The sequence below is a fragment of the Mycetocola zhadangensis genome (assembly GCF_003668565.1).
GTDB lineage: Bacteria > Actinomycetota > Actinomycetes > Actinomycetales > Microbacteriaceae > Mycetocola_A > Mycetocola_A zhadangensis.
Map to the genome: position 1 here is coordinate 1 of NZ_RCWJ01000001.1, position 23956 is coordinate 23956.

23 protein-coding genes and 2 rRNA genes are annotated in these 23956 nt (G+C 64.1%); 9 read left to right on the plus strand and 16 right to left on the minus strand.

Annotated features, from left to right (window positions below; all coding sequences use genetic code 11):
• From D9V28_RS00005 to D9V28_RS00015, 3 genes are all read left to right on the plus strand, one after another.
• Positions 1-1669: ribosomal RNA gene (locus D9V28_RS00005) — 23S ribosomal RNA — on the plus strand; the annotation flags it as partial.
• A gap of 170 nt (positions 1670-1839) precedes the next feature.
• Positions 1840-1956, plus strand: a 5S ribosomal RNA gene (gene rrf, locus D9V28_RS00010).
• 158 nt (positions 1957-2114) lie between these two features.
• Entirely contained in the window at positions 2115-2600 is a 486-nt protein-coding gene (locus tag D9V28_RS00015; RefSeq protein ID WP_183086372.1) for an FBP domain-containing protein, read from the plus strand.
• A gap of 10 nt (positions 2601-2610) precedes the next feature.
• Here D9V28_RS00015 and D9V28_RS00020 read toward each other — a convergent pair whose 3' ends face one another.
• From D9V28_RS00020 to D9V28_RS00030, 3 genes are read right to left on the minus strand one after another with little or no spacing between them, the layout of a single operon-like run.
• Positions 2611-3387 carry a DNA-formamidopyrimidine glycosylase family protein gene (locus D9V28_RS00020; protein ID WP_121657698.1) on the minus strand — a complete coding sequence of 259 codons (777 nt, stop codon included), beginning with the start codon at positions 3385-3387 and terminating at the stop codon, positions 2611-2613.
• On the minus strand, positions 3380-8113 hold the full coding sequence (locus tag D9V28_RS00025; RefSeq protein WP_371869979.1) for an Lhr family ATP-dependent helicase: 4734 nt from the start codon (positions 8111-8113) through the stop codon (positions 3380-3382). Before D9V28_RS00025 ends, D9V28_RS00020 begins: the two co-directional genes overlap by 8 nt.
• 47 nt (positions 8114-8160) lie before the next feature.
• On the minus strand, positions 8161-8802 hold the full coding sequence (locus D9V28_RS00030) for an alpha/beta hydrolase (RefSeq protein ID WP_121658810.1): 642 nt from the start codon (positions 8800-8802) through the stop codon (positions 8161-8163).
• Between the two features lie 67 nt (positions 8803-8869).
• Between D9V28_RS00030 and D9V28_RS00035 the strand changes: the two genes are divergently transcribed.
• Complete coding sequence (locus D9V28_RS00035) at positions 8870-9439, plus strand: NUDIX hydrolase family protein (RefSeq protein ID WP_121657699.1); 570 nt, start codon at positions 8870-8872, stop codon at positions 9437-9439.
• A gap of 81 nt (positions 9440-9520) precedes the next feature.
• Here D9V28_RS00035 and D9V28_RS00040 read toward each other — a convergent pair whose 3' ends face one another.
• The 3 genes from D9V28_RS00040 to D9V28_RS00050 all read right to left on the minus strand — a co-directional run bounded on the left by D9V28_RS00040 (position 9521) and on the right by D9V28_RS00050 (position 12449).
• Entirely contained in the window at positions 9521-10036 is a 516-nt protein-coding gene (locus D9V28_RS00040) for a GNAT family N-acetyltransferase (protein ID WP_183086373.1), read from the minus strand.
• Positions 10037-10194: 158 nt separating this feature from the next.
• On the minus strand, positions 10195-11664 hold the full coding sequence (locus D9V28_RS00045) for a DEAD/DEAH box helicase (RefSeq protein WP_121658812.1): 1470 nt from the start codon (positions 11662-11664) through the stop codon (positions 10195-10197).
• Positions 11665-11915: 251 nt separating this feature from the next.
• The gene (locus tag D9V28_RS00050; protein WP_121657701.1) at positions 11916-12449 is read right to left on the minus strand and encodes a hypothetical protein; all 534 of its coding nucleotides are present in this window, start codon (positions 12447-12449) and stop codon (positions 11916-11918) included.
• An 81-nt stretch (positions 12450-12530) separates the two neighbouring features.
• Between D9V28_RS00050 and D9V28_RS00055 the strand changes: the two genes are divergently transcribed.
• The 3 genes from D9V28_RS00055 to D9V28_RS00065 all read left to right on the plus strand — a co-directional run bounded on the left by D9V28_RS00055 (position 12531) and on the right by D9V28_RS00065 (position 13960).
• Positions 12531-12989 carry an EVE domain-containing protein gene (locus D9V28_RS00055; RefSeq protein ID WP_121657702.1) on the plus strand — a complete coding sequence of 153 codons (459 nt, stop codon included), beginning with the start codon at positions 12531-12533 and terminating at the stop codon, positions 12987-12989.
• A 51-nt stretch (positions 12990-13040) separates the two neighbouring features.
• Positions 13041-13586, plus strand: coding sequence for a 2-phosphosulfolactate phosphatase (locus tag D9V28_RS00060; protein ID WP_121657703.1), 546 nt, complete (start codon positions 13041-13043; stop codon positions 13584-13586).
• Between the two features lie 71 nt (positions 13587-13657).
• Positions 13658-13960: a DUF427 domain-containing protein gene (locus tag D9V28_RS00065; RefSeq protein WP_121657704.1), complete on the plus strand. Its 303-nt coding sequence runs from the start codon at positions 13658-13660 to the stop codon at positions 13958-13960.
• On the opposite strand, the gene D9V28_RS00070 is transcribed toward D9V28_RS00065, so the two are convergent.
• Positions 13950-14636, minus strand: a complete 687-nt coding sequence (locus tag D9V28_RS00070) for a CGNR zinc finger domain-containing protein (protein WP_121657705.1) — start codon at positions 14634-14636, stop codon at positions 13950-13952. The two genes, D9V28_RS00065 and D9V28_RS00070, sit on opposite strands and share 11 nt — an antisense overlap.
• A 120-nt stretch (positions 14637-14756) precedes the next feature.
• On the opposite strand from D9V28_RS00070, the gene D9V28_RS00075 reads away from it, so the two are divergent.
• Positions 14757-16043: an alpha-amylase family protein gene (locus D9V28_RS00075; RefSeq protein WP_121657706.1), complete on the plus strand. Its 1287-nt coding sequence runs from the start codon at positions 14757-14759 to the stop codon at positions 16041-16043.
• 12 nt (positions 16044-16055) lie between these two features.
• Here the strand turns inward: D9V28_RS00075 and D9V28_RS00080 are convergent, their stop codons facing one another.
• The 4 genes from D9V28_RS00080 to D9V28_RS00095 all read right to left on the minus strand — a co-directional run bounded on the left by D9V28_RS00080 (position 16056) and on the right by D9V28_RS00095 (position 19534).
• A complete protein-coding gene (locus D9V28_RS00080; protein ID WP_147440880.1) occupies positions 16056-16760 on the minus strand; it encodes a hypothetical protein in 705 nt (234 codons plus the stop codon).
• A gap of 115 nt (positions 16761-16875) precedes the next feature.
• Positions 16876-17649 carry a helix-turn-helix transcriptional regulator gene (locus tag D9V28_RS00085; protein ID WP_183086374.1) on the minus strand — a complete coding sequence of 258 codons (774 nt, stop codon included), beginning with the start codon at positions 17647-17649 and terminating at the stop codon, positions 16876-16878.
• A 158-nt stretch (positions 17650-17807) separates the two neighbouring features.
• Positions 17808-18470, minus strand: coding sequence for an SAM-dependent methyltransferase (locus D9V28_RS00090; protein ID WP_121657709.1), 663 nt, complete (start codon positions 18468-18470; stop codon positions 17808-17810).
• A gap of 5 nt (positions 18471-18475) precedes the next feature.
• Positions 18476-19534, minus strand: coding sequence for an NAD(P)/FAD-dependent oxidoreductase (locus tag D9V28_RS00095; RefSeq protein ID WP_183086375.1), 1059 nt, complete (start codon positions 19532-19534; stop codon positions 18476-18478).
• Positions 19535-19602: 68 nt separating this feature from the next.
• On the opposite strand from D9V28_RS00095, the gene D9V28_RS00100 reads away from it, so the two are divergent.
• Positions 19603-20202, plus strand: coding sequence for a helix-turn-helix domain-containing protein (locus tag D9V28_RS00100; protein WP_121658813.1), 600 nt, complete (start codon positions 19603-19605; stop codon positions 20200-20202).
• A 37-nt stretch (positions 20203-20239) separates the two neighbouring features.
• Here D9V28_RS00100 and D9V28_RS00105 read toward each other — a convergent pair whose 3' ends face one another.
• The 5 genes from D9V28_RS00105 to D9V28_RS00125 are packed head-to-tail and all read right to left on the minus strand — an operon-like array spanning position 20240 to position 23926.
• Positions 20240-20767, minus strand: coding sequence for a DUF1697 domain-containing protein (locus D9V28_RS00105; RefSeq protein ID WP_121657711.1), 528 nt, complete (start codon positions 20765-20767; stop codon positions 20240-20242).
• Positions 20764-21258 (minus strand): SprT-like domain-containing protein, encoded by a 495-nt coding sequence (locus tag D9V28_RS00110; RefSeq protein WP_121657712.1) that lies wholly within the window; start codon positions 21256-21258, stop codon positions 20764-20766. Before D9V28_RS00110 ends, D9V28_RS00105 begins: the two co-directional genes overlap by 4 nt.
• A gap of 45 nt (positions 21259-21303) precedes the next feature.
• Positions 21304-21834, minus strand: a complete 531-nt coding sequence (locus D9V28_RS00115; protein ID WP_229727665.1) for a hypothetical protein — start codon at positions 21832-21834, stop codon at positions 21304-21306.
• 48 nt (positions 21835-21882) lie between these two features.
• Positions 21883-23049 (minus strand): PQQ-dependent sugar dehydrogenase, encoded by a 1167-nt coding sequence (locus tag D9V28_RS00120; protein WP_121657713.1) that lies wholly within the window; start codon positions 23047-23049, stop codon positions 21883-21885.
• 1 nt (position 23050) lies between these two features.
• Positions 23051-23926 (minus strand): spermidine synthase, encoded by an 876-nt coding sequence (locus D9V28_RS00125; protein WP_121657714.1) that lies wholly within the window; start codon positions 23924-23926, stop codon positions 23051-23053.
• Positions 23927-23956: the final 30 nt, after the last annotated feature.

The window sequence follows — 23956 nt, forward strand, 5'->3', positions numbered from 1 at the left end:
AGTCGGGACCTAAGGCGAGGCCGACAGGCGTAGTCGATGGACAACGGGTTGATATTCCCGTACTGACGAAGAACCGCCCAAGCTAATCCAGTGATGCTAAGAGTCTGAATCCCACTGATTGATCCCTTCGGGGTGAGACGGTGGGCCTAGCGCTCGACCCTATGCTGGTGCGGTTAGCGTATTAACAGGTGTGACGCAGGAAGGTAGTCGGTCCTGGGCGATGGTTGTCCCAGGCCAAGGTTGTAGGCCGAGAGATAGGCAAATCCGTCTCTCATATAAGGCTGAGAACTGAAGGGGAGCCCGCAAGGGCAAGATCCGATGATCCTATGCTGCCAAGAAAAGCATCGGCGCGAGGTTCAAGTCACCCGTACCCCAAACCGACTCAGGTGGTCAGGTAGAGAATACCAAGGAGATCGAGAGAATCGTGGTTAAGGAACTCGGCAAAATGCCCCCGTAACTTCGGGAGAAGGGGGGCCTGACACGTCAACGGATTCACTCCGGGAAGCGTGGTAGGGCCGCAGAGACCAGTGGGAAGCGACTGTTTACTAAAAACACAGGTCCGTGCCAAGTCGCAAGACGATGTATACGGACTGACGCCTGCCCGGTGCTGGAAGGTTAAGAGGAACGGTTAGCCGCAAGGCGAAGCTGAGAATTTAAGCCCCAGTAAACGGCGGTGGTAACTATAACCATCCTAAGGTAGCGAAATTCCTTGTCGGGTAAGTTCCGACCTGCACGAATGGCGTAACGACTTCCCAGCTGTCTCAACCGCGAACTCGGCGAAATTGCACTACGAGTAAAGATGCTCGTTACGCGCAGCAGGACGGAAAGACCCCGTGACCTTTACTACAGCTTGGTATTGGTGTTCGGTGTGGCTTGTGTAGGATAGGTGGGAGACTGTGAAGCTGGCACGCTAGTGTCGGTGGAGTCATTGTTGAAATACCACTCTGGTCATATTGGATATCTAACTTCGAACCGTAATCCGGTTCAGGGACAGTGCCTGGTGGGTAGTTTAACTGGGGCGGTTGCCTCCTAAAAAGTAACGGAGGCGCCCAAAGGTTCCCTCAATCTGGTTGGCAATCAGATGTCGAGTGTAAGTGCACAAGGGAGCTTGACTGTGAGACTGACAAGTCGAGCAGGGACGAAAGTCGGGACTAGTGATCCGGCAGTGGCTTGTGGAAGCGCTGTCGCTCAACGGATAAAAGGTACCTCGGGGATAACAGGCTGATCTTGCCCAAGAGTCCATATCGACGGCATGGTTTGGCACCTCGATGTCGGCTCGTCGCATCCTGGGGCTGGAGTAGGTCCCAAGGGTTGGGCTGTTCGCCCATTAAAGCGGTACGCGAGCTGGGTTTAGAACGTCGTGAGACAGTTCGGTCCCTATCCGCTGCGCGCGCAGGAAATTTGAGAGGATCTGACCCTAGTACGAGAGGACCGGGTTGGACGAACCTCTGGTGTGTCAGTTGTTCCGCCAGGAGCACCGCTGATTAGCTACGTTCGGGATGGATAACCGCTGAAAGCATCTAAGCGGGAAGCCGGCCTCAAGATGAGATTTCCATGCCTTCGGGCGAGAGGCTCCCAGCTAGACTACTGGGTTGATAGGCCGGATGTGGAAGAGAGGACTAAAGACTCTCGGAGCTGACCGGTACTAATAAGCCGATAACTTACCAATCATCCCACCCCCGTGGTGGAGCATGAGTTTTGAAGGTAAATCGAATTTCGTGATCGAAAAAATTCACGATGCGTAGCGTCCACTATGTGGTTCTCGATGTACGGTCGAGAACCGAACACACACATTACTGTGTTGTTCGATTCAACTATTGACTACACGTCAACAAGTGTTTCGGCGGCCATAGCAAGAGGGAAACGCCCGGTCACATTCCGAACCCGGAAGCTAAGACTCTTTGCGCCGATGGTACTGCAGGGGGGACCCTGTGGGAGAGTAGGACACCGCCGGACTTAACTTAGAAGAGCCCACCCCACACCGGGTGGGCTCTTCGCATTTAACCCACACACCACAACGACGACAGAGCCCGCCTCCCAGCGGGCTCTACGTATTTAACGAGACGTTCCGTAGGCTGGGCCTGCCACACATCCGAAAGGGAACCATGCGTGAGTTGAGCGAAATCGACATCCGGACATCATTCATGAACTGTTCAAAAGGCGAGGCCTTCAGGATCATGGTCCCCGCCGGTCTCGAGCATCTGGACTGGGACCGCCGCGACTATCTGGGCTGGCATGACCCCAAGGCACCGCAACGTGCTTACCTCGTCACCTGGCGAGGTGATGAGCCGGTCGGCATCGTCCTGCGCCGAGCTGATCCGGCTGCTGCACGTGCGCGCTTTCAGATGTGTTCTCTGTGCCAGACGCCACAGCCATCTGACAATGTCGCGCTTTACGTTGCTCCGCGTTCCGGGGATGCGGGACGCAACGGCAACACGATCGGCACCTACCTCTGCGCCGGTCTGAACTGTTCAGCGCATGTGCGCGTCGCGCCGCCGGTGTCCGAAATTCAGCCGGATCCGGCCGTCGTCGTTGAGACTAAGATCGCCGGGCTTAAGAGCAGGTTGGATGGGTTCGTCGCGAAAGTCGACAGCGTCTAAAGGACGGAATTCAGGTTTGGCAGCGAGGGCACCAGTAGCTGTCACGAAGCCGGGTCGGGTCTGCTCCGATCGATCCGGAACGGATTCTGGTTCCACAGCGGCGGCACGGTTTGCCGCCGCGGCCGTATACCCACACCTGACGGCCGGCACGAGTGTCGCCCGTTGTTGTGCGTTCGGTACGGTCGCGGTTCGCGACGATGAGCTTGTAGGAGAGGGCGACCATCGCCGGGATGTCCGTTTCGCCGATGGGCCGGGTCGGCAGTATGCCGCGCAGGAAACACAACTCGTTCGCGTACACGTTGCCAAGGCCGGCGAGATTGCGCTGGTCGAGCAGCGCGACGGCCGCGGGAACCGACCCGGCTTCACTCAGCCGGGAAATCGCCTCCGCGACATTCCAGTCGGGCCCGAGGAGATCGGGACCGAGGTGTCCGACGACCGACTCCTCATCCGATCGCGGAATCAGTTCGAGCACACCGAGCTCGAATCCGACGCTCACCCAGTCGGCCGTCGTGAGCACGGCACGCGCCTGGAACGCGGGACGTTTCCAGGGCGAGCCAGGGCGGTATAGATGCCACGACCCTTCCATCTTGAGGTGGCTGTGCAACGTGAAGTCGCCGACCCGGTGGAGCAGGTGCTTGCCGCGGCTAACGACGTTGTCGATGCGTTCGCCGGTGAGATCGGACGTTGCGAACGCGGGCACCCGGAGGTCCCAGCCGGTGAGGGTCGCACCTTCAAGAGCCTGATTGAGGTGAGCGGCCGCCCGGTAGACGGTGTCGCCCTCAGGCATGCCGCATCCTCAGGCCGCGCGGTGTTTCGCTGAAGCCCGCCTCTCGGAGTGCAGCGGCAACCGGCGTTCCAAGGAGGAACTCGCCATTGACCTTCTCGACCGCGAGTTTGTCGATGGCCCCACGCTTGACGAGTGTGCCGACCGATGTGGCGGCCGCGGAGAGCTTCGCTTCGTCGTCGGTGAACGCGAGGAGCGTTTTCCCGCCGCGTTCGAAGTAGAGCACGAGTTCACCGTCCACCAACGTGACCAGCCCACCGGCCTTGCGGCCGGGACGGTGCTTGGTTCCTTCTGTCTCGAGTACTGGCCACGGCAGTGCTGCGCCATAGGGGTTCGCGGGATCGCTTGCGGCTAGCGTGACGACATCGACCGGGCCCTTCGGCTCATCGTCATCGGCGCGAGTGAATCCGCGGAGGCGGTCGACGGTGCCGGCCAGAGAGAACTGAGCGGCACCGAGGCCGTCAATGAAGTAGCCGCGACGGGCCCGGCCTGAGTCCTCGAAACCGCTGAGGACGCGATAGGTCAACGCGAATCCGCCAGGTACCCCCTCGGTCATCACGGAGCCGCGGGTGACGACGCCGTACCGCTCGAGCAGGATCTCGGCCGTTGCTGCGCCGCGGATGGTTGCGTCCTGTTCGGCGAGGGGCAGGATCGACCACCGGCCGCCGAGGATGGGTGCGCCCACCCGCGTGGCCATCGTGGCTGGCCGAATCGGGCGCCCACGGTACATCCGGGATCGCGGCACGGCCCGGGTCGTGCGGTGAGCGCCTTTCCCGTGGCCGGTAAGTGTGCGGAGCGGGGCGAAGGTGTCGTTGGTGATGAGGCCGGCCCAGACGAGGTCCCACAGCGCTGTGACGAGGGACGCGTCGTTTTGGGCTCCGGTCGCTTCAGCCAACTGCGGGAAGAAGAACGCACCTCCGCCGCCGAGCGCGAGGAGCACCTCGCGTTGCAGTTCGTCTGGCTCGGCGTCTGCGGGAACCGGGAGGGTCAGTGGTGCCGCCTCGGCGAGGTGAAGTGTGACCCAGCCATCGTTGCCTGGCAGTGAGCCAGCGCCAGCCCAGACAACCTCGCCTGTCGCGGTCAGCTCATCGAGCATCGCCGGGGAGTAGTCGGTCACGCGCTGGGGCAGAACGAGGGATTCCCATGCGGAGGCGGGGAGGGCAACTCCGGCGAGTTGGTCGATGACGGTTGCAACGCCGTCGACACCGCGCAGGCGGCCTCCGATGTGTTGCCACACCGGGAGGAACCTCGCGAAGGCGGCTTGCTCGACAGGCTCAACCTCGTGTCGAAGGGCAGCGAGCGATCGCACCCGCAGGCGGCGAAGAATTTCACTGTCGCACCACTCGGTGTTGTCACCGATGGTCTCGCGACCCGTCGCCAGGAACTCACCACGCACGACCCGGCGAGCGTCGGCCAGTCGGACGAGCGTGTGAGCGGCGACGGCGCTGCCCAGCCCGAACCTGTCGGCCACCTGCTGAGTCGTGAACGGGCCGTGGGTTCGAGCGTATCGGGCGACGAGGTCGCCGACGGGATCGGTGACCGGCTCGATGAACGCAAGCGGAACACCAATGGGCAGGGGAACGCCGAGGGCGTCACGCAGTCGTGCGGAGTCTTCGATGGCGGCCCACCAGTTGGTCCCAGCGAACGACACGGCGATGGCGCGTTTAGCCTGGCCGAGGCCGGCGAGGTGCTGGGCGGCCACGGCGAGTTCGTCGGTGGTTGGTGCGGGTCGTGGGGTTGTCGTTTCAACGGGCGCCTCGGTGGGCTCGCCCCCTTGGTCCGCTGTGGTTGTAGTCGGCGGGGCAAACTCGAGCCGTTCGGCGACCTCCTCGACGGTGAGCGGGCCGAGCATGCGCAACAGGTCGGCAACGCCCTCAAGCCCCTTGGCGCGGCGTGAGGCAGCGAGCCGCTGAAGCTCGGACTCGGTTCGGCTGATGACGCCCGGGTCGAGGAGCTCGCGCAGTTCGACCTGGCCGAGGAGTTCGGCCAGCAGACCGCTGTCCAACGTCAGCGCTGCTGCCTTGCGTTCAGCGATAGGACTGTCGCCCTCGTACATGAACGCACCGACGTAACCAAAGAGCAGCGACTTGGCGAACGGGGACGGCAGGTCGGTTGTGGTCTCCACGATGCGGATGGCGCGGCTGGCGAGCTTTTTGGTGATGCCCAGCAGAGCGGGAAGGTCGTATGCGTCCTGCAGGCACTCGCGAACGGTCTCGAGGATGATCGGGAAGGACGGGTACTTGCGTGCCACGTCGAGCAACTGTGCTGATCGCTGGCGCTGCTGCCACAGCGGAGCGCGTTTGCCAGGCGAATAGTTGGGGAGGAGCAGCGCGCGTGCGGCACACTCGCGGAAGCGTGAAGCGAACAGGGCAGAGCCACCGACCTGCTCGGTGACGAGGGCTTCGAGTTCGGGTGCGTCGAAGACGAACAGCTCGGCGCCGGGTGGTTCGGTCTCGGTGTCAGGAATCCGGACGATGATGCCGTCGTCACTCGCGACAGAGGCGCCGTCGATGCCGAAGCGTTCCTGAACCCGGGCGCTCACCGCCAGAGCCCATGGGGCGTGTACCTGCATGCCATACGGGGAGTGCAGGATGACCCGCCAGTCACCGAGCTCATCGCGGGTACGTTCGACCACGAGTGTTTTGTCGGACGGGATGTGCCCCGTGGCTATGCGCTGCTCGGTCAGGTAAGCAACGAGGTTTGTTGCAGCGCGCGAATCGAGACCTGCCCCGCGAAGCCGCTCCGTGGCATCCGCTTCGTTTCCACTATCGATCTCTCGCCTGAACGCTCCGACGGCCTCACCGAGTTCGGCGGGACGGCCGAGACTGTCGCCCTTCCAGAACGGCAAACGTCCGGGCTGGCCGAAGGCGGGAGTGACGAGGACGCGGTCGTGCGTGATCTCCTGGATCTTCCAGCTGGTGGCTCCGAGCGCGAAGACGTCGCCGACACGGGACTCGTACACCATCTCTTCGTCGAGCTCGCCGACGCGTGAACCTGGGGTCGCGTCGCCTGACACCATGTACACGGCGAACAGCCCACGGTCGGGGATGGTGCCACCGCTCGTGACGGCGAGTCGCTGTGCGCCGGGGCGACCGGTGAGGGTGCCGGCGTCGCGATCCCAGACGATGCGGGGGCGCAGCTCGGCGAACTCGTCACTCGGGTACCGGCCGGCGAGCAGGTCGAGGGTGGCTTCGTACGCTGAGCGGGGGAGCCGTGCGAACGGGGCGCTGCGCTTGACCTGCTCGAACCACTCCTCGACGCCGATCGGTTCGAGCGCTGTGGCCGCGACGGTTTGCTGGGCGAGGATGTCGAGCGGGTTGGTTGGAACGGCAAGCGATTCGATCTGGCCGGCCACCATCCGTTCCGCCGCGACGGCGGAGTTGACCAGATCGGACCTGTGCTTCGGAAACAGCACGCCGCGGGACGTTTCGCCGACCTGGTGGCCGGCGCGGCCAACGCGCTGCAGCCCGCTTGCGACGGACGGTGGAGATTCGACCTGGACGACCAGGTCGACTTCACCCATGTCGATACCGAGCTCGAGACTCGACGTTGCCACAACGCAGCGGAGCCGCCCGGATTTGAGGTCGTCTTCGATGAACGCGCGCTGTTCTTTCGACACGGAGCCGTGGTGTGCGCGAGCGAGCTGGGGCCCGTCGTCGGAGGTTGGCTGGGTTTGGCCGCTTCCGCCCATCAGCGCCGCCGGTGGACGAGACTGGGCCGCGGCAGTGCCGACCGCTGTGCTGGCAAGCTCCGGCTCAACCACCAGCGCTTCTGCCTCGAGCCGTTCTTCGTAGATCTCGTTGAATCGTGCGGTAAGGCGTTCGGCTAGACGGCGCGAGTTGGCGAAAACGATGGTCGATCGGTGGTCGAGAATGCGGTCGACGATGGCTTCTTCGACGTGCGGCCAAATCGAGCCAGTGCGTTCGCCGTCGAGCGCGCCCGAGGTTGACCCCTCGGGGATGGCTGGCGCGCCTGAGGCCAGGTCGGTCATGTCGTCGACGGGCACAATCACACTGAGGTCGAACTTTTTTGAAGAGGGAGGAGCGACGATCTCAACGGGGGACGACCCGCCGAGGAACCGTGCCACTTCTTCGCGCGGACGAACGGTCGCGGAGAGTCCGATGCGCTGGGCCGGTTTCGCCAGGAGAGCATCGAGTCGCTCAAGGGACAGCGCGAGGTGGGCGCCGCGCTTGGTCGCAGCGACGGCGTGTACCTCGTCGATGATCACCGTCTCGACCGAGCGGAGGGTTTCACGAGCGGCGGACGTGAGCATGAGAAAGAGCGACTCGGGTGTGGTGATGAGGATGTCCGGCGGGTTCTTCGCCAGGGAACGGCGGTCGGCCGCTGGGGTGTCTCCCGAGCGCACCCCAACCGAGATGTGCGGCGGCTCGGCGCCGAGCCGAAGAGCGGTCTGGGTGATGCCGGTGAGCGGAGCGCGCAGGTTGCGCTCCACGTCGACACCGAGCGCCTTGAGCGGGGAAATGTACAGCACCCGGGTGCCGGTGTCTTCGGTGCGTGGCTCAGACATCAGGCGGTCGAGCGACCAGAGGAACGCGGAGAGCGTCTTGCCTGACCCGGTTGGAGCTACGACGAGGGCATGCGAGCCCCGGGAGATGGCGTCCCAGGCACCGACCTGGGCCGCAGTGGGTTCGGGGAATGCCCCGCTGAACCACTCACGGGTGGCTGGCGAGAATCTATCGAGTACGTCACGCACGGTTCCATCCTGCATGACGCCACTGACAGCATCCGTTTTTCGGGGTTAAATGCCCGAGGGGTTTACAACTGGCGTTCGATGAATGCACGGATGTCTGCGAGCTCCTGCTGGGAGATCGAGTGGTCGAGACCCTCGTAGATGCGGCCGGCGAGCTTGGTGTGCTCGGGCAGCCAGGCCACGGTGCGGGCGACGGCGGACGCCGGGATCACCTGGTCGTGGGTTCCGCGTCCCCAGAACACAGGGGGACGGCGCTCGGCCAGGACGGCATCGCCGTTGACAACGCCGGGGGAGACGTAACCGGAGAGGTTGACGGCGTACGCGAACCGTTCGGGCGCGTGCCGCAACAACTGCATGGCCATGGCCCCGCCCTGCGAGAAACCAAGGACACCGATCGTCGTCGGCTGGTTGGGCAGCGTGTCGAGCCAGTCGAGAATGGCCTGCGTTGCGCCGTCGACGCCAGCTTCATCGGGTTTGCCCGGCGCGTCGATCGGATACCAGGAGTATCCCTCGACCGGCCACGGTGCATCCAGCGGCGCCCGAAGCGAGGCGATCACCGGCTCAAGCGGCAGGTACGGCGCGAGGCTGAACAGGTCGGCCTCATTCGAGCCGTAGCCGTGCAGCACGAGAAGCAGCGAGCGGTCGTCCTGGTCTTCTTCTGCGGCCGACCACAGAACAGCGTCGCGGTCAATCGTGGGCTTTGTCATGCGGCTGTTCTCTTTCATTGGGGCCTTCGGTCAAGCCTACAGAGGGGAACGCTGGTAAGAATGGACCATGAGCGTTCGCACTCCCGACCCAGACCAGCCGCAGGAACCGTCGTCGAACCCGACACCGGGCTGGCTCAGCGACATTGAACTGGCCGAGGTGCGACGACGCCTGCCGCTGCTTTACGTTGAGGCCGTGCCGGTTCGTGTGGACGGACTCGGCATTGTCACCGAGGTTGGCGTGCTGCTGCGTGCGACGCCGACCGGGCAGATGACACGAACCCTGGTCTCGGGCCGGGTGCTCTACGGCGAGACACTGCGCGACGCGCTGTTCCGTCACCTCGAGAAGGACCTCGGGCCGATGGCGTTCCCGCTGCTTCCTGCGTCGCCGACCCCGTTCCACGTTGCCGAGTACTTCCCGATGCCTGGGATTTCGCCGTACACCGACGACAGGCAGCACGCCGTCGCCCTCGCGTTCGTCGTTCCGGTGACCGGTACGTGTGACCCGCGCCAGGACGCGTTGGAGATCACCTGGATGACTCCGGATGAAGCCCAGACGGATGCTGTCAGCGACGAGATGGAGGGCGGACGCGGGACTCTGCTTCGGCTCGCGCTCGCTTCTGTTGGCCGACTCAGGTAGCACCCGCGCTTTTTTCACGACACAACGGCTGAGGTTCGCGAGGACCTCAGCCGTTGTGCGTGGCGTGATGCGGTGCTTTGGCTAGCGGACGTACCGCACTTCGTGGATCTCTTCACCGAGGAACGGCTCGGTGTGTTCGGCGCCGTCTGCCACGAACCCGTTCTTCTCGTAGAAGTGCCGGGCGCGTGCGTTCGCGGATGACACCCAGAGGTATGCGGGGGCGTCGCCGATGGCTGCGTCGAACAGTTTCTGGCCGGTACCTGTGCTGCGGTACTCGGCGAGCATGTTCATGAAGTAAAGCTCGCGGTCGCGAGGGGCGTCGTCGTCGCGGGCAGGTCCTGAGCCAACGAAGCCGATGATCTCGCCGTCCATGACGGCGGCGAACTGCAGGTACTCGGGACCCTGATTCATCCAATGCGTCCAGAGTTCAGCCATGCGCCTGGGCGAAAGGTGCTCGAGTGCGGCCTTCGAGATGAGTTCGTCGTAGGCCTCATGCCAGCACTGGGCGTGAACCCGGCCGAGTGACTCCGCGTCAACATCGCGGACGGGGCGGATAATGACGTCGCGGGTAGGGGTGACGGTAGCATCGGTGCTCATACCGCGACCATACCGCGTGCGGTTCGTCATGAGAAATCCTCGAAACCGATTTGACATGCTTCCGCGCAGCTCCCGTGCGGCCACAAAAAACACCGGCCGGTCGACTCACCCAGGAGCTGGGGAGCCGGCCGAACCGGTGTTCTTAGACGTGCTGGTGCTTAGCTGCCGCTGGAAACGCGGCGGTTCGTGCGCTGTCCGCCCGATGCGGCAGGGCGAGCCGCGCGATCAGGCCGGGACTGAGCGGGGCGAGCCGATGCGGCGCCCTCATGGCGACGGCCCGAGGTGCCGGCCGACGACGTCGAGTAGTCGCGCGAGCTCGAACCCGAACGTGAACGTCCACCAGCCTGGCCGTCGCGAGCGACGCGCTTGCGCTGTGCGTTCGCGCCCTGTGAGCGTCCACCACCCTGCGCCTGAACGATACGAGGAACCGGCTTGACGTATGCGGCGACCTCACCGACGAGAGCGGAAACTTCGGTGCTCTTCGCTGTGACTGCGACAGGTGTCACCTTGATGTCGGCCTTACGGAGAAGGACAGCGAGGTCCTTCTTCTGGGTCGGGAGGCAGATGGTGACGACGTCTCCGGCGCTGCCAGCGCGGGCGGTACGGCCCGAGCGGTGCAGGTATGCCTTGTGCTCCATCGGCGGGTCAACGTGGATGACGAGTTCAACGTCGTCAACGTGCACGCCGCGAGCCGCGACATCCGTTGCCACGAGAACGCGGGCGGTTCCGTCGCTGAACGCGGCGAGGTTGCGGTCACGCTGCGGCTGCGAGAGGTTACCGTGCAGGTCGACGGACGGGATGCCCGAGTCGGTGAGCTGCTTGGCGAGCTTCTTCGCGTGGTGCTTGGTGCGCATGAAGAGGATGCGGCGACCGGTCCCAGATGCGAGGGTCTCGATGAGCTCCTTCTTCGCGTCGGGGCCGTTCACCTCGAACACGTGGTGGGTCATCGCGGAGACGTGGCTGGTGGCCTCGTCAACCGAGTGCAGAACCTCGTTGTGCAGGAAACGGCGGACGAGCTTGTCCACTCCGTTGTCGAGCGTCGCCGAGAACAGCAGACGCTGTCCGTTGGACGGCGTCTTGTCGAGGATGCGGGTGACGACAGGCAGGAAGCCGAGGTCGGCCATGTGGTCGGCCTCGTCGAGCACGGTGATCTCGACGGCGTCGAGGTTGACGAAGCCCTGCTTCATGAGGTCCTCGAGGCGGCCGGGGCAGGCAACGACGATGTCGACGCCGGCCTTGAGCGCGGTGACCTGGCGGGTCTGGTTGACGCCACCGAAGATCGTGGTGGTGTTGAGTCCGTATGCCGCTGCGAGCGGGTTGAGCACCGCGGAGATCTGCGTGGCGAGCTCGCGGGTCGGTGCGAGCACCAGTCCGAGCGGGCGGCCGGGGCGGCGCTTTCCACCGGCGAGCTTGCCACCGAGGCGAGCGACCATGGGAATGCTGAACGCGAGCGTCTTGCCAGAGCCGGTCTTTCCGCGGCCGAGAACGTCGCGTCCGCCGAGGGTGTCAGGGAGCGTGTCGACCTGAATCGGGAAGGCGAGGGTCTTGCCGTCAGCGGCGAGAGCCGAGACGAGGGGCGCGGGAACGCCGAGTTGAGCGAAAGTGGTGTCTGGGACAGTTTCTGACAAGGTGGTGCCTTTCACAGCATCAATCTCCCGTACGGATCTCGACAGGCGAAATCACTGGAGCGGGGAGTAAGTGGCGAAGGTGGCGAAGGCCACATCCGTTCGCCGTATGAAGAGTCATCGACCCGAAACTCGGTGAGTTTTTCGGGGAGAGAGGAAGCGTTCTACGACGCAAGGGGCACGTAAATGGGCCCGCAAGTTTTTCCAGTCTAGCGGATGCCACGGGGTGGCGACTGGCAGGACGCCGTGAGCGCCTAGTTTTCGGGGTTATTCGCTTCTGCGGCAGGTTGAGGCTGCACCGGTTCGGGTTGCACAGGTTCGAATGCCCAATGCGGCGCCATCTGCGTCAACCGGAGTCCCCGCCACTGCCACATCGTCCAGAGTGGCATCCACAGCGCGACCGCCGCAGGGCCGGTGATGTCGAGCCTGTCCCTGTACAACGTCTTGCCCGGGTTGCCTGGCGCTGGAGCGACGGCCATGCGGTGGTGCCAACCGTCGAGGAGGGCGAGCGGGCCGCTCAGCGGTCGACCGTTGTCGACAAGAATCCGTACCCCTGGCATCCGCTTCAGGTCAAAATCGAGGTCGATCAGCTGACGCCCGACCGAAACGACACCTGCGCCCTTCATGGTGACGTGCATTGCACCCGGCTCCCACAAGGTCGGCATTGGTGAATCGGGTGCGAGGGTCAGCAGGGGCCCGTAGAGCTCCTGCAGCACGGTGGGGGAGCGAAGCGCCCGCCAGGCGTCGTCGGGTTCGCAGTCGAGGATGAGCTTGAGTTGAACTCGCATACGCCCAGTCTGTACCTGTTTCGCCGCCGCCGAGCTGAGAGGCGCGCGTAGCGGGTCGGTGGGATGCGCTAAACAGGGAACATGGCGATTCGGTACTGGCTGGCGGTGGCATCGCGCGACCACGTGCACAACGCCGTTGACCTCGGCATTGCCCAGGTCAACCATGGGCAGCGCGGCGGGCTCGACGTGATGGGTGAGGCAGACGGGCTCGTCTACTACTCCCCGAAAGCCGAGTATCCCGACGGCGAGACCATTCGCGAGTTCACTGCGATCGGCCGGATAGCGGCCGGCGCGCCGTACCAGGCGCTGTCGCTCGACCGTCGGCCGTGGCGCCGCCGTGTCGAATACGAGCGCGACGCCGAGCCAGCTCGAATCCGGTCGATGCTCGGCATGCTCGACTTCACTCGCGATTCGCCGCAGTGGGGTTACCAGCTGCGGCGCGGGCTGATCGAAATTTCGAGGCACGACTTCGATGTGATCCGGCAGGCCATGCAGCGCCCGTCAGCTGACGACCGCAGATTTCCCGAACCGCGACGTTAGACGACGTAACATCCACTTTTTCGAACGGATGCCACGGCTAGCCTTGATATCATGCCCGAACTTCTCGCTCAGAACGCGCCGACCGCCCAATCGAAATACCAGGTGCGGTTTGACGTCGGTGTCGACGGACTGACTCGGATCGGTGCGGCAGACATCGTCATCTGGGTGGACTCGCTTGCGCTGAGCGACACGAGTGCAGTGCTCCAGACGCTCGACCCGTCGACGAGTGTGGTTGTGGCCGACCTGACGAACCGGACCGCTGTGGCCCAGTGGGTGCTCGACACGCAGGTGCAGCGAGGGCGCCGGGTGTCGGTCGCCGTTGTGGCCGCCGCAACCGTCGGCGGGTTCGCGAGCAACGATCTCCTCGCGTCCGGTGCGGTCATCGACGCGCTTGTCGCCCTCGGCATCGACTTCACCTCCCCCGAAGCGGCCGTCGCCTGCGCGGCATTCGAGGGTCTGAGAAACGCTGTCGGCCACCTGTTCACCGCGTCGGTCGCCGGGCAGGAGCTCATCGCCGCCGACCAGCGCGAGCGGGTTACCTCTGCGGCGAAAATTGATTCGTCGACCGAGGTATCGGTTCTGCGTACCTCCGCTTGAAATCTGGAAGCTCCCTGCGAACTCGTGCATCAACGGCCGGTTCCCCGGGAGTCGAAGATAGGGTCGTGCGCATGAAGGCTACCTATCAGGACACCGTAATCGCCGAAGCCCCGACCGATGACCTCGTGAAAATCGAGGGCAACTGGTACTTCCCGCCGTCGAGCGTCGCTGACGATCTTCTTTCGACGAGCCCGACTCCCTATACCTGCGCGTGGAAGGGAGCCTGCCAGTACTGGAACGTCACAGTGAACGGTGTAGAGAAGAAGGACCTGGCCTGGAGCTATCCGGAGATCCACCCGAGCGCTGTGGACAGGGCTGGTCTGGACTTCTCCGGCTACATTGCGTTCGACCGTTCAGTGACGTTTAGCGAGTAGCCGCTTCGCGTGCGCGATGCGCACGAACCTTGTGCCGGTTGCCGCACCGCTGCATCGAGCACCAGCGACGGTTGCCCGCCCGCGAGGTATCGAGATAGATGAGCGAGCAGTCGTCGGCGTCGCACTCACGGATCCGACCGAGCGTCTCACCGGAGAGCAGCGAGACGGCGTCGCGTGCCACCGTCGATAGTGCCTGCGCCGTGCGCGGTGCGGTGCGGCCGGCCTGGACGGTGCCACCTGAGAGCCGCGGCGGGATATCGGGAGTTGCCGCATAGAGGTTGAGCAGGTCGATGTCGTGGGCGTCTGGCTCTCGGGCGGCGCTCGCCGCGAGCGCGAGCCGCGCGATTGAACCCCGAAGCATGAGCGCGTCCTGCAGGTCGCGGCCTGTTGCGGCGACGCTCGGCAGACGGTTCGAGAGCCAGGCAGTGAGGTCGGCTGGGCCTGTGAACGTTTCGCTCTCGGAATCCTCACTCGACACGTCGCTGCTCACCGGGCCGGTGTACGCGAAATCGAGGGCGAGCGAACTGGTGTCGAACCACCAGCGCGTCCCATCGGTCACCAGCCACTGGCCGGTCGAACTCTGCGCCCCGGTGCCGGGTCCTCGGATCTCGCGAGTCGTGCTGTGCGGGTTGGAGGGCGTGCCGGTTGCAGGCGAATCCTGCGCTGTGAGGTGCATGTAACCATGGTAGTGAGTTACCCGTAGCGCGAATTCCGGTGCGAGCGGCGGCATCTCCGCAGGCGTCGGAAGGTACGTTGGGATGCCATGTACTTTCTCACGGTGGACGGATAGCGCGCGATGCCTGACTGGACGGAACACGTCATCTGGTGGCACGTGTACCCACTGGGGTTCCTCGGAGCTGACACGACCGGCCACGACCGCACGGAGGTTCACCGACTGGAAAAGCTCGAGCCCTGGCTCGATTACCTGATCGCCCTCGGAGCGAACGGCCTGGCCCTTGGTCCCGTGTTCCGATCGAGCACTCACGGATACGACACGATCGACTACTTCGAGATTGACCCACGGTTGGGTACAAACGCCGATCTCGATCACCTGATCGCCGCAGCTCACTCTCGCGGTATCCGCGTTATTCTCGACGGCGTCTTCAACCACGTCGGGCGTGAGTTCGCGCCTCTTCAGACAGCGTTGTCGAACCCTGACGCACCGGAGAACGCGCTGTTCCGATACTCAGGGAATGGTGACCTCGAGGTGTTCGAAGGGCACGGTGCGCTCGTGGCTCTCAACCACAGCAACCCTGAGGTCGCCGAGTACGTCCGTTCAGTTCTGGATTTTTGGCTTGACCGCGGTATCGATGGGTGGCGATTGGACGCTGCATACTCGGTGCCGACGAGTTTCTGGGCCGGGGTCCTTCCGCGAGTGCGGGAACGGCACCCGGAGGTCTATCTCCTCGGCGAGGTGTTGCATGGCGATTATGCCGGGTTCGTGCGTGACGGCGGGCTCGACAGTGTCACCCAGTATGAGTTGTGGCAAGCGATCTGGCACAGCATCGCCGACTCGAATTTCTTCGAACTTGACTGGGCGCTGAAGCGGCACAACGGGTTCCTCGAGTCGTTCGCGCCGTACACCTTCCTGGGCAACCACGATGTGACACGCATCGCGACCCAGATCCCGGACGCGCGGCACCGGGAGCACGCACTGGTGCTGCTGTTCACACTGGGCGGGACGCCAGCGGTGTACTACGGGGACGAGCGCGGGTTCGAAGCGGTCAAGGAAGAGCGGTTCGGCGGCGACGACGCGATCCGCCCCGCCTATCCCGACTCTCCCGCAGGTCTTCCTTCCGATGGTGAGAGGGTTCACGCCCTCCACCAGGAGCTGATGAGCGTTCGACGCCGCTACTCCTGGGTGCACCGGGCCACTAGCACGCCCCTCGAACTCACCAACACCTCCTACGTGTACGAGGTCCGGGCGGGGTCGGAGCGGCTTGTGGTCGCTCTCAACCTGGGCGACGATGCAGTCGTGGTTTCCGGATCGAACACTCCCGGTCTGGCGCTCGTCGCCGGATCGGCCGACCGAGGTGACAACGGCTGTTCGGTGCCGCCGCACGCGTGGGCCATTTTGGCCTGACCCGGCGGCCGATCAGGACTCCACTGGATCCCTGGCGCCAGCGACCGGCACGGCGGCCGGCGATGCAGCTGAGCGGAGCCGGCCGCGGACCAGCTGCACGGAAATCCATAGGCACGGCACGAGCATGAGAAGGTTCGGAACCAGAGCCGACGCGGTTGCCGGCAGCGGTATGAAGGTCACCAGAAGCGGCAGCAGGAACAACAGAGGAACAACGATCGGCACCACTCGGCTCCGCCAGAGGGCGAACGCGAGAATCAATAACGCCACCATGAAGCCGCCGAGGCCAACGAGGAGTGGGATGGTGAACGCAGGCGAGCCGTATAGTTCAACGGCCAATGCCACCGCAGCGTCGGTACCCATGCTGGACGAGATCAGGGTGACGGCGACAGCCGTCTCGAATCCCAACACCACCAGAATCGAAATCGCGGCGACCGCTCCCGTGACCAAACCGATGATGCCGAGTGTTCGCCCACGACGCCGCGCGATTGTGAGTCCGCCGATCCCAAGCGCAGCCGCCATCAGAGCCACCGCGCCGGTAATCTGCATCACCTGTCCCGCGTATCCGCCGGTGCTTCCTTCGGCGATCGCCCTGAACTGGTCCGCGGGAGTCGCAAAGTTCTGCGGGTACATGAGCAACGGAATGAGGAACACGCAGAGCGGAGCGAGCGTAATGCCGATCGCACCCACCCAACGCATCACCGAATCAAAACCAGGCATGATGACCTCCGAAACAGCGCCGGCCCCTTCCTCGAACGTAGCCCGGGTCATACGGGGCCACTATGCGTAGTTCTACGTATCTGCCGGCGACGGCTGAGCCCAGCAGTTGCACGGGTCAGGTTTCGACTGGCGACGAGGCGACAACCCCCGCGAGGGTGGCGAGGCGAACGGCCGAGACGCGGTCACCCACCCCAAGTCGGGTGTAGATGTTCTCCAGGTGGCGTTCAACGGTTCGCGATGAGATGTGCAGCCGATCACCGACGGCACGTGAGGTCATGCCATGGGCGACCAGGCTGAGAACGACAACCTGCCGTGAGGTCAACCGCGCTTCCTCGGCTGCCAGGTATGCACCGGTAGGGAGCGGATGATCCGCCACCCACTCGTCGAGCACCTGCCAGTGACGGTGCATCGCGACGATGACTCCCTGCGCCAGCACCGCCAGTTGCAATGATCGCTCGTCGAACGGCTCGGCCGGGCGGCATACCCCAACGACGAGAACACCCGAGTCGCCCCGGTCGACGGGGATCCACACGTGGTTCTCGATCTGGAAGGCGCGAAGCTCGTCCTCGTAGGCTCGCTCGTCGGGCCCGGCGGAAAAAGGGACCTGCAGCGTACTGAGAGGCGCCGTTGTGGCATGTGTCGAGTAGTAGCGCGCCAGCGGATGCGCGGCCGGTGCGCGCCCGGCGACGTCGCGAAGGTCAAACCAATCCGGGAACGGGTAGGCCATCACAATGCCGTGGCCGTGCGTGTCCCAGTGGAACCTGCCTGTGACCGGCGCGTTGAGTTGGCCCCCAAGCAGCCGACACACCGGGTCCCAGGGAAACGGCCTGCCGAATCCGCTGAGCGCATCCGTGATCACGTCCAGCCACTGACTGCGAGCGAACTGCATGGATTGCCTCATCTGTGTGCCCTCGAACGCCCCGGTCCATCCAGTATGGCCAGTGTTCGTGCGAGAGGCTAGGCCTTGTCCGACGGTGCGGACGATGATGCAGCAAGCAACGCGCACGCGGCGAACGGACAGCCGGCTCGTTGGCCCGAGCGCACCGATTATGGTTCGCGGCGTACTCGCACGACCGTGTCGACGAGTGTCACGGTCTTCCCGTCGGCCGAAGAAACAGGTCTGTCGACCACCCCTTGAGTCTCGACAACCCATCCGTCGGGAAGGTGGAGGTTGGCGAGCACCTCATCAGGCGTCGGCAACGCGGGTGCATCATGGGCATGTTCGGTGTGCCCAGACCCGGGAGGGAAGGCTCCGTGTCCGACAACGAGGAGCCGACCACCCGGCGCGACGGCCGAGGCTGCCCGCCTCAGAATCTCCTCGCGAGGGAGATGGACGGTGGAATGCAGGAACGCGGCAGTCACGAGATCGAACTCGCCGGACGGCTCCCACATCGCGAGGTCGGCTTGACGCCAGGAGATGTGATCCGCGAGTCCGTCCTCGACTGCCCTCGCGGCGCCGACTGCGAGTGCGGTCGCCGAAATGTCGACTGCCGTCACGGTCCAGCCGCGGGCAGCGAGCCACAGCGCGTCTGCTCCCTCCCCGCATCCGAGTTCCAACGCGGCGCCGGGAGCCAATCCGCGCAACTCGTTTGCGACCGTCGCGTTGACGTGGCCGCTCCACACCTGTCCGTTTTCGCTCCGGCCAGTACGGTAGTGCGCCTCCCAAAACTGGGCGGGGTCAGCAAGCTGTCCATTTGTTGAATGCGTCATGGCGATCAGTTTCCCGTCGGGTTGGTGGACAAGAGGGGAGCGAGAGCGGTGTGACTCGCGCTCCCGCTGAACATGGTGAGAACTCGCTCAGTCGCTGTCGCGACTTCCTCGGCCACGAGTTCTGCATTGAGGGCGAGTGCCGCGGTGGCGCCCGCCCCAGCCGCGATGGGAACGAGTGCGCTCGGATTGCTCGTGTTTCCGACCGCCCAAACCCCCTCAACGCTTGTTTTGCCCGCCGCGTCCACGGCGGTCCACGAGCCGAAGGGCGTGTCGGTGCGTTCGACGCCGAGCTGTCGTAACGGTTCGTCCAACGCGATGGGAGTCGCCTCCGCGAACACCACATCGATCAGCGCGACCGTCCCGTCATCGAGGCCGAGGCCGGTGATCGCGCCACCTTCGGTGATGACGCGCGTAACGGCGCGATCTTCGAGTCGGATACCGCGCTGTTCCAGAACGAGCCTGTCGACATCTGGGATCGCGCCGGCCAGTGCGGTGAATACGGTGATGTCGGTTGAATAGGGCGTCAGCATGTGTGCCTTGTGCAGACCCATGACGGAACCCGCGAGTACTCCTATTGCGCGACCGCTCGATTCATACCCGTCGCAGTAAGGGCATGCCACGACACCGCGGCCCCACTGCTCGGCGAGGCCGGGGATGGCGGGCAGTTGATCTCGGTTTCCGGTTGCAACGATGAGGCGGCGCGCGGTGGCACGCGCGCCCTTATCGGTCACCACCTCGAATCCATTGGCTGTTGCGTGAGTTTCGATTACACGGGCGTTCTCAATCACGCCGTCGACTGCCCGTACTTCGCGATATCCATCCGCGACGAGATCGAGCGGCGAGTATCCGTCACGGCTTAGGACGCCGTGCATATGTGCCGCGAACCGGTTGCGCGGCTCCTGCGCATCGAACACGAGCACGCGTCGACGAGCGCGAGCCAGGATGAGCGCGGCGCTGAGCCCGGCAGCGCCGCCGCCGATGATGATGGCGTCCCACTGCTCGGGAGAAATCGAGGCATCGAGGAGCGAGTCGGGTGTTGCTGAGGAGTCTTCGTGACGTGTCATGACGCAATCGTGCACTCGTGCTAGTTTATTAGCAACTAATGATGCTGAATTAGCAAGAAGCGAGCGACATGCAGGATGACTCTTTGACCTTGATCGGCCCGCGCCTGAAAAGCTGGCGTGAGAAGCGCAGCATGACTCTCGCTGAACTTTCGGAGACCACGGGGATCTCATCCAGCACGCTGTCACGCCTTGAGGCAGGTAAACGAGCCCCAAATCTCGAACTCGTCATTCCCATCGCCCGGGCGCTGAGACTTGAGCTCGACGACATCGTGCCGAGGGCAACCCCGGACCCGCGCGTGACGCGCACGACCAAGCACGTCGGCAAGGTTCAATTCGAGACGCTCTCCCCGGAATCAAGCCCCGTTCAAACCTATAAGGTCACGTTCCCGGCGAATCCTGTGGGAGTTGTCGCGGTTCCTGACCCGAAAGTGCACGATGGCCACGAGTGGCTCTACATTCTTTCCGGGCACCTGCGGCTGGTAATCGGGGAGCAGGAGGTTGTCCTCGGGCCGGGGGAAGCTGCCGAGTTCGACACGCGTATTCCCCACTGGCTCTCGGCGACCGGCGCCGGACCGGTGGAGATGCTGTCGATTTTCAGCAAGGAAGGCAAGCGCATCCACTTGCGCGCTAGCCCGACGACCAAATCTGATACCTCAGCGGGTAATTGAGCTGCTCGCTGACCGACCCGCTCGCCCGGCCTGGTGGCTAGAGCAGCTTGCGCAGGGTTCTGAGGTTTCTGGTTGTGGTCACGACGGACGCCTTGGGTCGGGCGGTGCGTTTCGAGAACGCGCTCTGCGTCGACTGGCCGCGACGCACCTCCCAATAGAGAACACCGTCGCCTTCCGCGATCCGCTCAATCGACTCGTCCAAATCCTCGACCGTCGCGCCCAGCTCGTCAAAGATGGTCGGGTCTGAGGCGAAGACCACGTACGGCTGCTTCTCGTCCACTTCGTCGAAGGGATAAGCGGCGACGACGTCGGCGAGGGCTGACCGCCGCACAAGAATGACGCGTGCTTCATATCCGAACTCGTCGGTCAGTGCCTTCTCGATGCGAGACGTCAGCGTCGACGGGTCGACGTCGTTCGTGGTGAACAGTACATTGCCAGACGCGAGGACCGTTCGAACGTCATCGAACCCGAGTTGGCGAAACACCTCGGCGAGCGGAGCGGATTTCACGGTCACGCCGCCGACATTGACGCCGCGGAGCAGGGCGACCCAGCGTGTGTCTGTCATAGCCCCGGTGCCGCTGCCCGTCGCCGCATGGACGGCGTGATTTCGCGGTGCTGCCAGTTGATGCGGAACCGCTCATCGAAGCTGCGGGAGCACACACCGCAACTCGTCACGTGACGCGGCTTGCGGTAGCGGTAGAGGGTATGCCCGTTCGGGCAGGCGCCAACCCACGGCGCCAGCTCATCGGCCGTTTCACCGTGGTGCAGCCGGGAACCGACATAGCCCAGGTCTTCAGCGGTTGACCGCCACGTCGGGCCGTGCCCGGCTCTCGGGCCGGCCAGGGCGTGCGCGACCTCGTGGAGCAGGATCTGATGAACCTCATCGTCGTCATACCGGGCGGCGAGGTAACGTGACACCGTGATGCGCTTGGTGTTGAAATTGCACAGACCAGCGCGGCGTTTGGCATTGTCGAACCCGAACGTCCACACGGCCGGGTCAAGATGCAAGCGAATCAAGGAATCGGCCCAGAGCCGAACCTTCACCAAATCTGACATGCCATCACGTTAGCGGCTGGCTCTGACATTGCGGGATTCCCCAGTTCAGGCCCTGTTACCGACAAATGACTCTGTCACCGCTACAGCAATCAGAGCCGACTCGATTTGATCATCGGATGCGCCCAGCTCGGTTCGAAGGGACACGGCGGCCCTAAAATCAGCGAGCGCTGATTTGAACTCCCGCTGGTCGAAATACACCTTGCCGCGGTGCTGGAGGGCGAGAGCCTCGTGCAGCTTCCACTCGTGCGTGTGAGCTTCGTCAATAAGAGAGGACAGTTCGTGAATGGCCTCGTCGTAAGCGCCACGGAACTGCAGTACCTGCGCCCGAAGCATCCGTGGCTGCATGAGTCCTTTGCGGTCACCGGTGAATCGCGCAAGGCGAACGCACTGGTTGGCGACGTCGAGTGCGTCGTCGAGTTGCCCCGCGACCTTGAGCAACCAGGCCTTCTCGCAGAGCGCGTTGAGGCTGCGCATATCGCCGAGTTCCTCGAGGCGTTCGCCCACAGCCTTGAGGTCTACTTTTTCGCGCAATGTTTTGGCGTCGTAGCCAAGAATGATGCTCAGGATGTACTCCAAGGGTGGTGCTGCCCGGTGTCGCCGATTTCCCCGGGGCTAATGTCGACTTTAACCCTCGACGAGCGGGGAGAGGGTGACCTCGATCAGCCTGTCGTCATCCGGCGTCGGATTTCCCCTGCCGTCCGTGTTGTTTGTGATCATCCAGAGCGACCCGTCCGGCCCGGGAACGACGTCGCGGATGCGACCGAACTCCCCCGCGAAGAACGGGTTGGCGGTGATCACGCCCTCGAGGCCCTGGCTTCCCTCTGGGACGTGCACCCCGTCGAGGATGGACCAGAGCTTCTCGCCGCGGAGCGCTGCCATGAACAGGGTGTTGTCGACGACGGTGAGGCCGCTCGGGCTGGCGTCGCTCGTCGACCACTGGTGCACAGGGTCGACGTAGTCCGCGTTTCCGCCGTGTCCCTCGACGATCGGCCAGCCGTAGTTCGCACCCGGTTCGATCAGGTTGAGTTCATCCCAGGTGTTCTGCCCGAACTCGCTCGCCCACATTCGACCGTCTTCAGTCCATGCGATGCCCTGCGGATTGCGGTGACCGAGTGAGTACACCGGCGACGCGAACGGGTTGTCCTGCGGCACTTCCCCGGTCGGAGTGATCCGGAGGATCTTCCCGTTGAGAGATTGGGGATCCTGCGCGCTTCGCGGGTCGCCGGCATCGCCGACGGTGACGTAGAGCATTCCGTCGGGTCCGAACGCGATTCGGCCACCGTTGTGGTTGCTCGCCTTTGCCAGCCCTGAGAGCACGACCTCCGCTGTTCCCAAAGTGAGGGAGCCTAACTCGCCAGCCAGTGGCATCCGAATGATGCGGTTATCTGTGTCTGTGGTCAGGTAGGCGTAAATCCAGTTGGTCTCACCGGTTTTGCGTGACGCCAGGCCGAGGAGACCGCCCTCGCCTCCCGCGTCGACATCGGCGATCACTGCGACTTCGCGCAGGTCGCCCGCGATCGTGCGTTCCATGATCTGGCCGGTGTCGCGATAGCTGATCAGTGTGCTGTCGCCGAGAGGGAGGATCGACCACGGCGCCTCGAGGCCCGTGGCGAGCACAGCGGTCTCGCCCGTCGGTGCGACCGGACCCGCTCCAGCCGGCATGGCGGGTGCCGGTGTTGTCGCCGGTGAACCCGTCGGTGCCTGCGTTTGCGGCTCGCTCTTGGTGCAGCCGGCCAGGAGCAGCACAGCGGCGAGCGCCGCGACGGTTGGCCGTGCAATGTGGCTGGTCATGTCAGCTCCCGGACTTCACCTGAAAAATGCTTTTGGCCGGAGGAGGAGACGGGATAGCCGTGGCATCCGTCATCACCGGCGCGCCAGCGACGAACTGCTTGAGTTCGCTGCCCGCGATGGCCTTCGCCGGGTGTGGCCCTCCGGCGAGCAGGCGCGGGAGGAAATCCATCGGCAGCTCGGCGTTGGATCCAACGAGCACGAGGTTGCCGAACCGGCGCCCCTTGAGTATCTGCGTCTCCGCCAGCACGGCGACGGTCGAGACGGCCGCACCGAGCGTCGCCACCTGGTTGCGGGCAAAGGCGAGGCCAGGCCCGTCTGCAACGTTGACAACGATCACACCGTTTGGAGCAAGAAGAGCGGATGCCGCGCGATAGAACTCGAGGCTGGTCACGTGGGCGGGGGTGCGGGCCCCGGAGAAGATGTCGACCACAACGAGGTCGACGGTTCCGGCGAGCCCGCCTGGCAGTCGGCCGAGCACCTCACGAGCGTCGCCATAGCGAACACGAATGGCGGCGCGCTTGGGCCAGGGCAGGTGCTCACGCACGAAGTCGACGAGGTCCTGCTCGATCTCGATCACCTGCTGGCGGCTGCCAGGCCTGGTGTCCTCGATGTAACGGGGGAGGGTGAGCGCGCCGGCGCCGAGGTGAACGGCGGTGATCGCCTTACCCGGGTCGCGGAACTCGTCGATGACGTGCCCGATCCGCTGGATGTACTCGAAGAACAGCTGGCTCGGGTCTTCAAGGTGAACGTGCGACTGCGGAGTGCCGTCGACAACGAGCTGGAAGCTGCCGGGGTTGAACCGGTCGGCCTCGATGACCGCCTGGAAACCGCTCAGGGCCAGTTTGATGCTGGGGTTGTCGGTTTCGCGTGATGCCATGGTTCGAGCCTACCTTTGAGCCTCCCCTCG

Coding starts and splice junctions, on each gene's coding strand:
- D9V28_RS00020 (WP_121657698.1), bottom strand. CDS start 3,387: ATGCCTGAGGGCGACACCGTCTACCGGGCGGCCGCTCACCTCAATCAG.
- D9V28_RS00025 (WP_371869979.1), bottom strand. CDS start 8,113: ATGCAGGATGGAACCGTGCGTGACGTACTCGATAGATTCTCGCCAGCC.
- D9V28_RS00030 (WP_121658810.1), bottom strand. CDS start 8,802: ATGACAAAGCCCACGATTGACCGCGACGCTGTTCTGTGGTCGGCCGCA.
- D9V28_RS00035 (WP_121657699.1), top strand. CDS start 8,870: ATGAGCGTTCGCACTCCCGACCCAGACCAGCCGCAGGAACCGTCGTCG.
- D9V28_RS00040 (WP_183086373.1), bottom strand. CDS start 10,036: ATGAGCACCGATGCTACCGTCACCCCTACCCGCGACGTCATTATCCGC.
- D9V28_RS00050 (WP_121657701.1), bottom strand. CDS start 12,449: ATGCGAGTTCAACTCAAGCTCATCCTCGACTGCGAACCCGACGACGCC.
- D9V28_RS00055 (WP_121657702.1), top strand. CDS start 12,531: ATGGCGATTCGGTACTGGCTGGCGGTGGCATCGCGCGACCACGTGCAC.
- D9V28_RS00060 (WP_121657703.1), top strand. CDS start 13,041: ATGCCCGAACTTCTCGCTCAGAACGCGCCGACCGCCCAATCGAAATAC.
- D9V28_RS00065 (WP_121657704.1), top strand. CDS start 13,658: ATGAAGGCTACCTATCAGGACACCGTAATCGCCGAAGCCCCGACCGAT.
- D9V28_RS00070 (WP_121657705.1), bottom strand. CDS start 14,636: ATGCACCTCACAGCGCAGGATTCGCCTGCAACCGGCACGCCCTCCAAC.
- D9V28_RS00075 (WP_121657706.1), top strand. CDS start 14,757: ATGCCTGACTGGACGGAACACGTCATCTGGTGGCACGTGTACCCACTG.
- D9V28_RS00080 (WP_147440880.1), bottom strand. CDS start 16,760: ATGCCTGGTTTTGATTCGGTGATGCGTTGGGTGGGTGCGATCGGCATT.
- D9V28_RS00085 (WP_183086374.1), bottom strand. CDS start 17,649: ATGCAGTTCGCTCGCAGTCAGTGGCTGGACGTGATCACGGATGCGCTC.
- D9V28_RS00090 (WP_121657709.1), bottom strand. CDS start 18,470: ATGACGCATTCAACAAATGGACAGCTTGCTGACCCCGCCCAGTTTTGG.
- D9V28_RS00095 (WP_183086375.1), bottom strand. CDS start 19,534: ATGACACGTCACGAAGACTCCTCAGCAACACCCGACTCGCTCCTCGAT.
- D9V28_RS00100 (WP_121658813.1), top strand. CDS start 19,603: ATGCAGGATGACTCTTTGACCTTGATCGGCCCGCGCCTGAAAAGCTGG.
- D9V28_RS00105 (WP_121657711.1), bottom strand. CDS start 20,767: ATGACAGACACACGCTGGGTCGCCCTGCTCCGCGGCGTCAATGTCGGC.
- D9V28_RS00110 (WP_121657712.1), bottom strand. CDS start 21,258: ATGTCAGATTTGGTGAAGGTTCGGCTCTGGGCCGATTCCTTGATTCGC.
- D9V28_RS00120 (WP_121657713.1), bottom strand. CDS start 23,049: ATGACCAGCCACATTGCACGGCCAACCGTCGCGGCGCTCGCCGCTGTG.
- D9V28_RS00125 (WP_121657714.1), bottom strand. CDS start 23,926: ATGGCATCACGCGAAACCGACAACCCCAGCATCAAACTGGCCCTGAGC.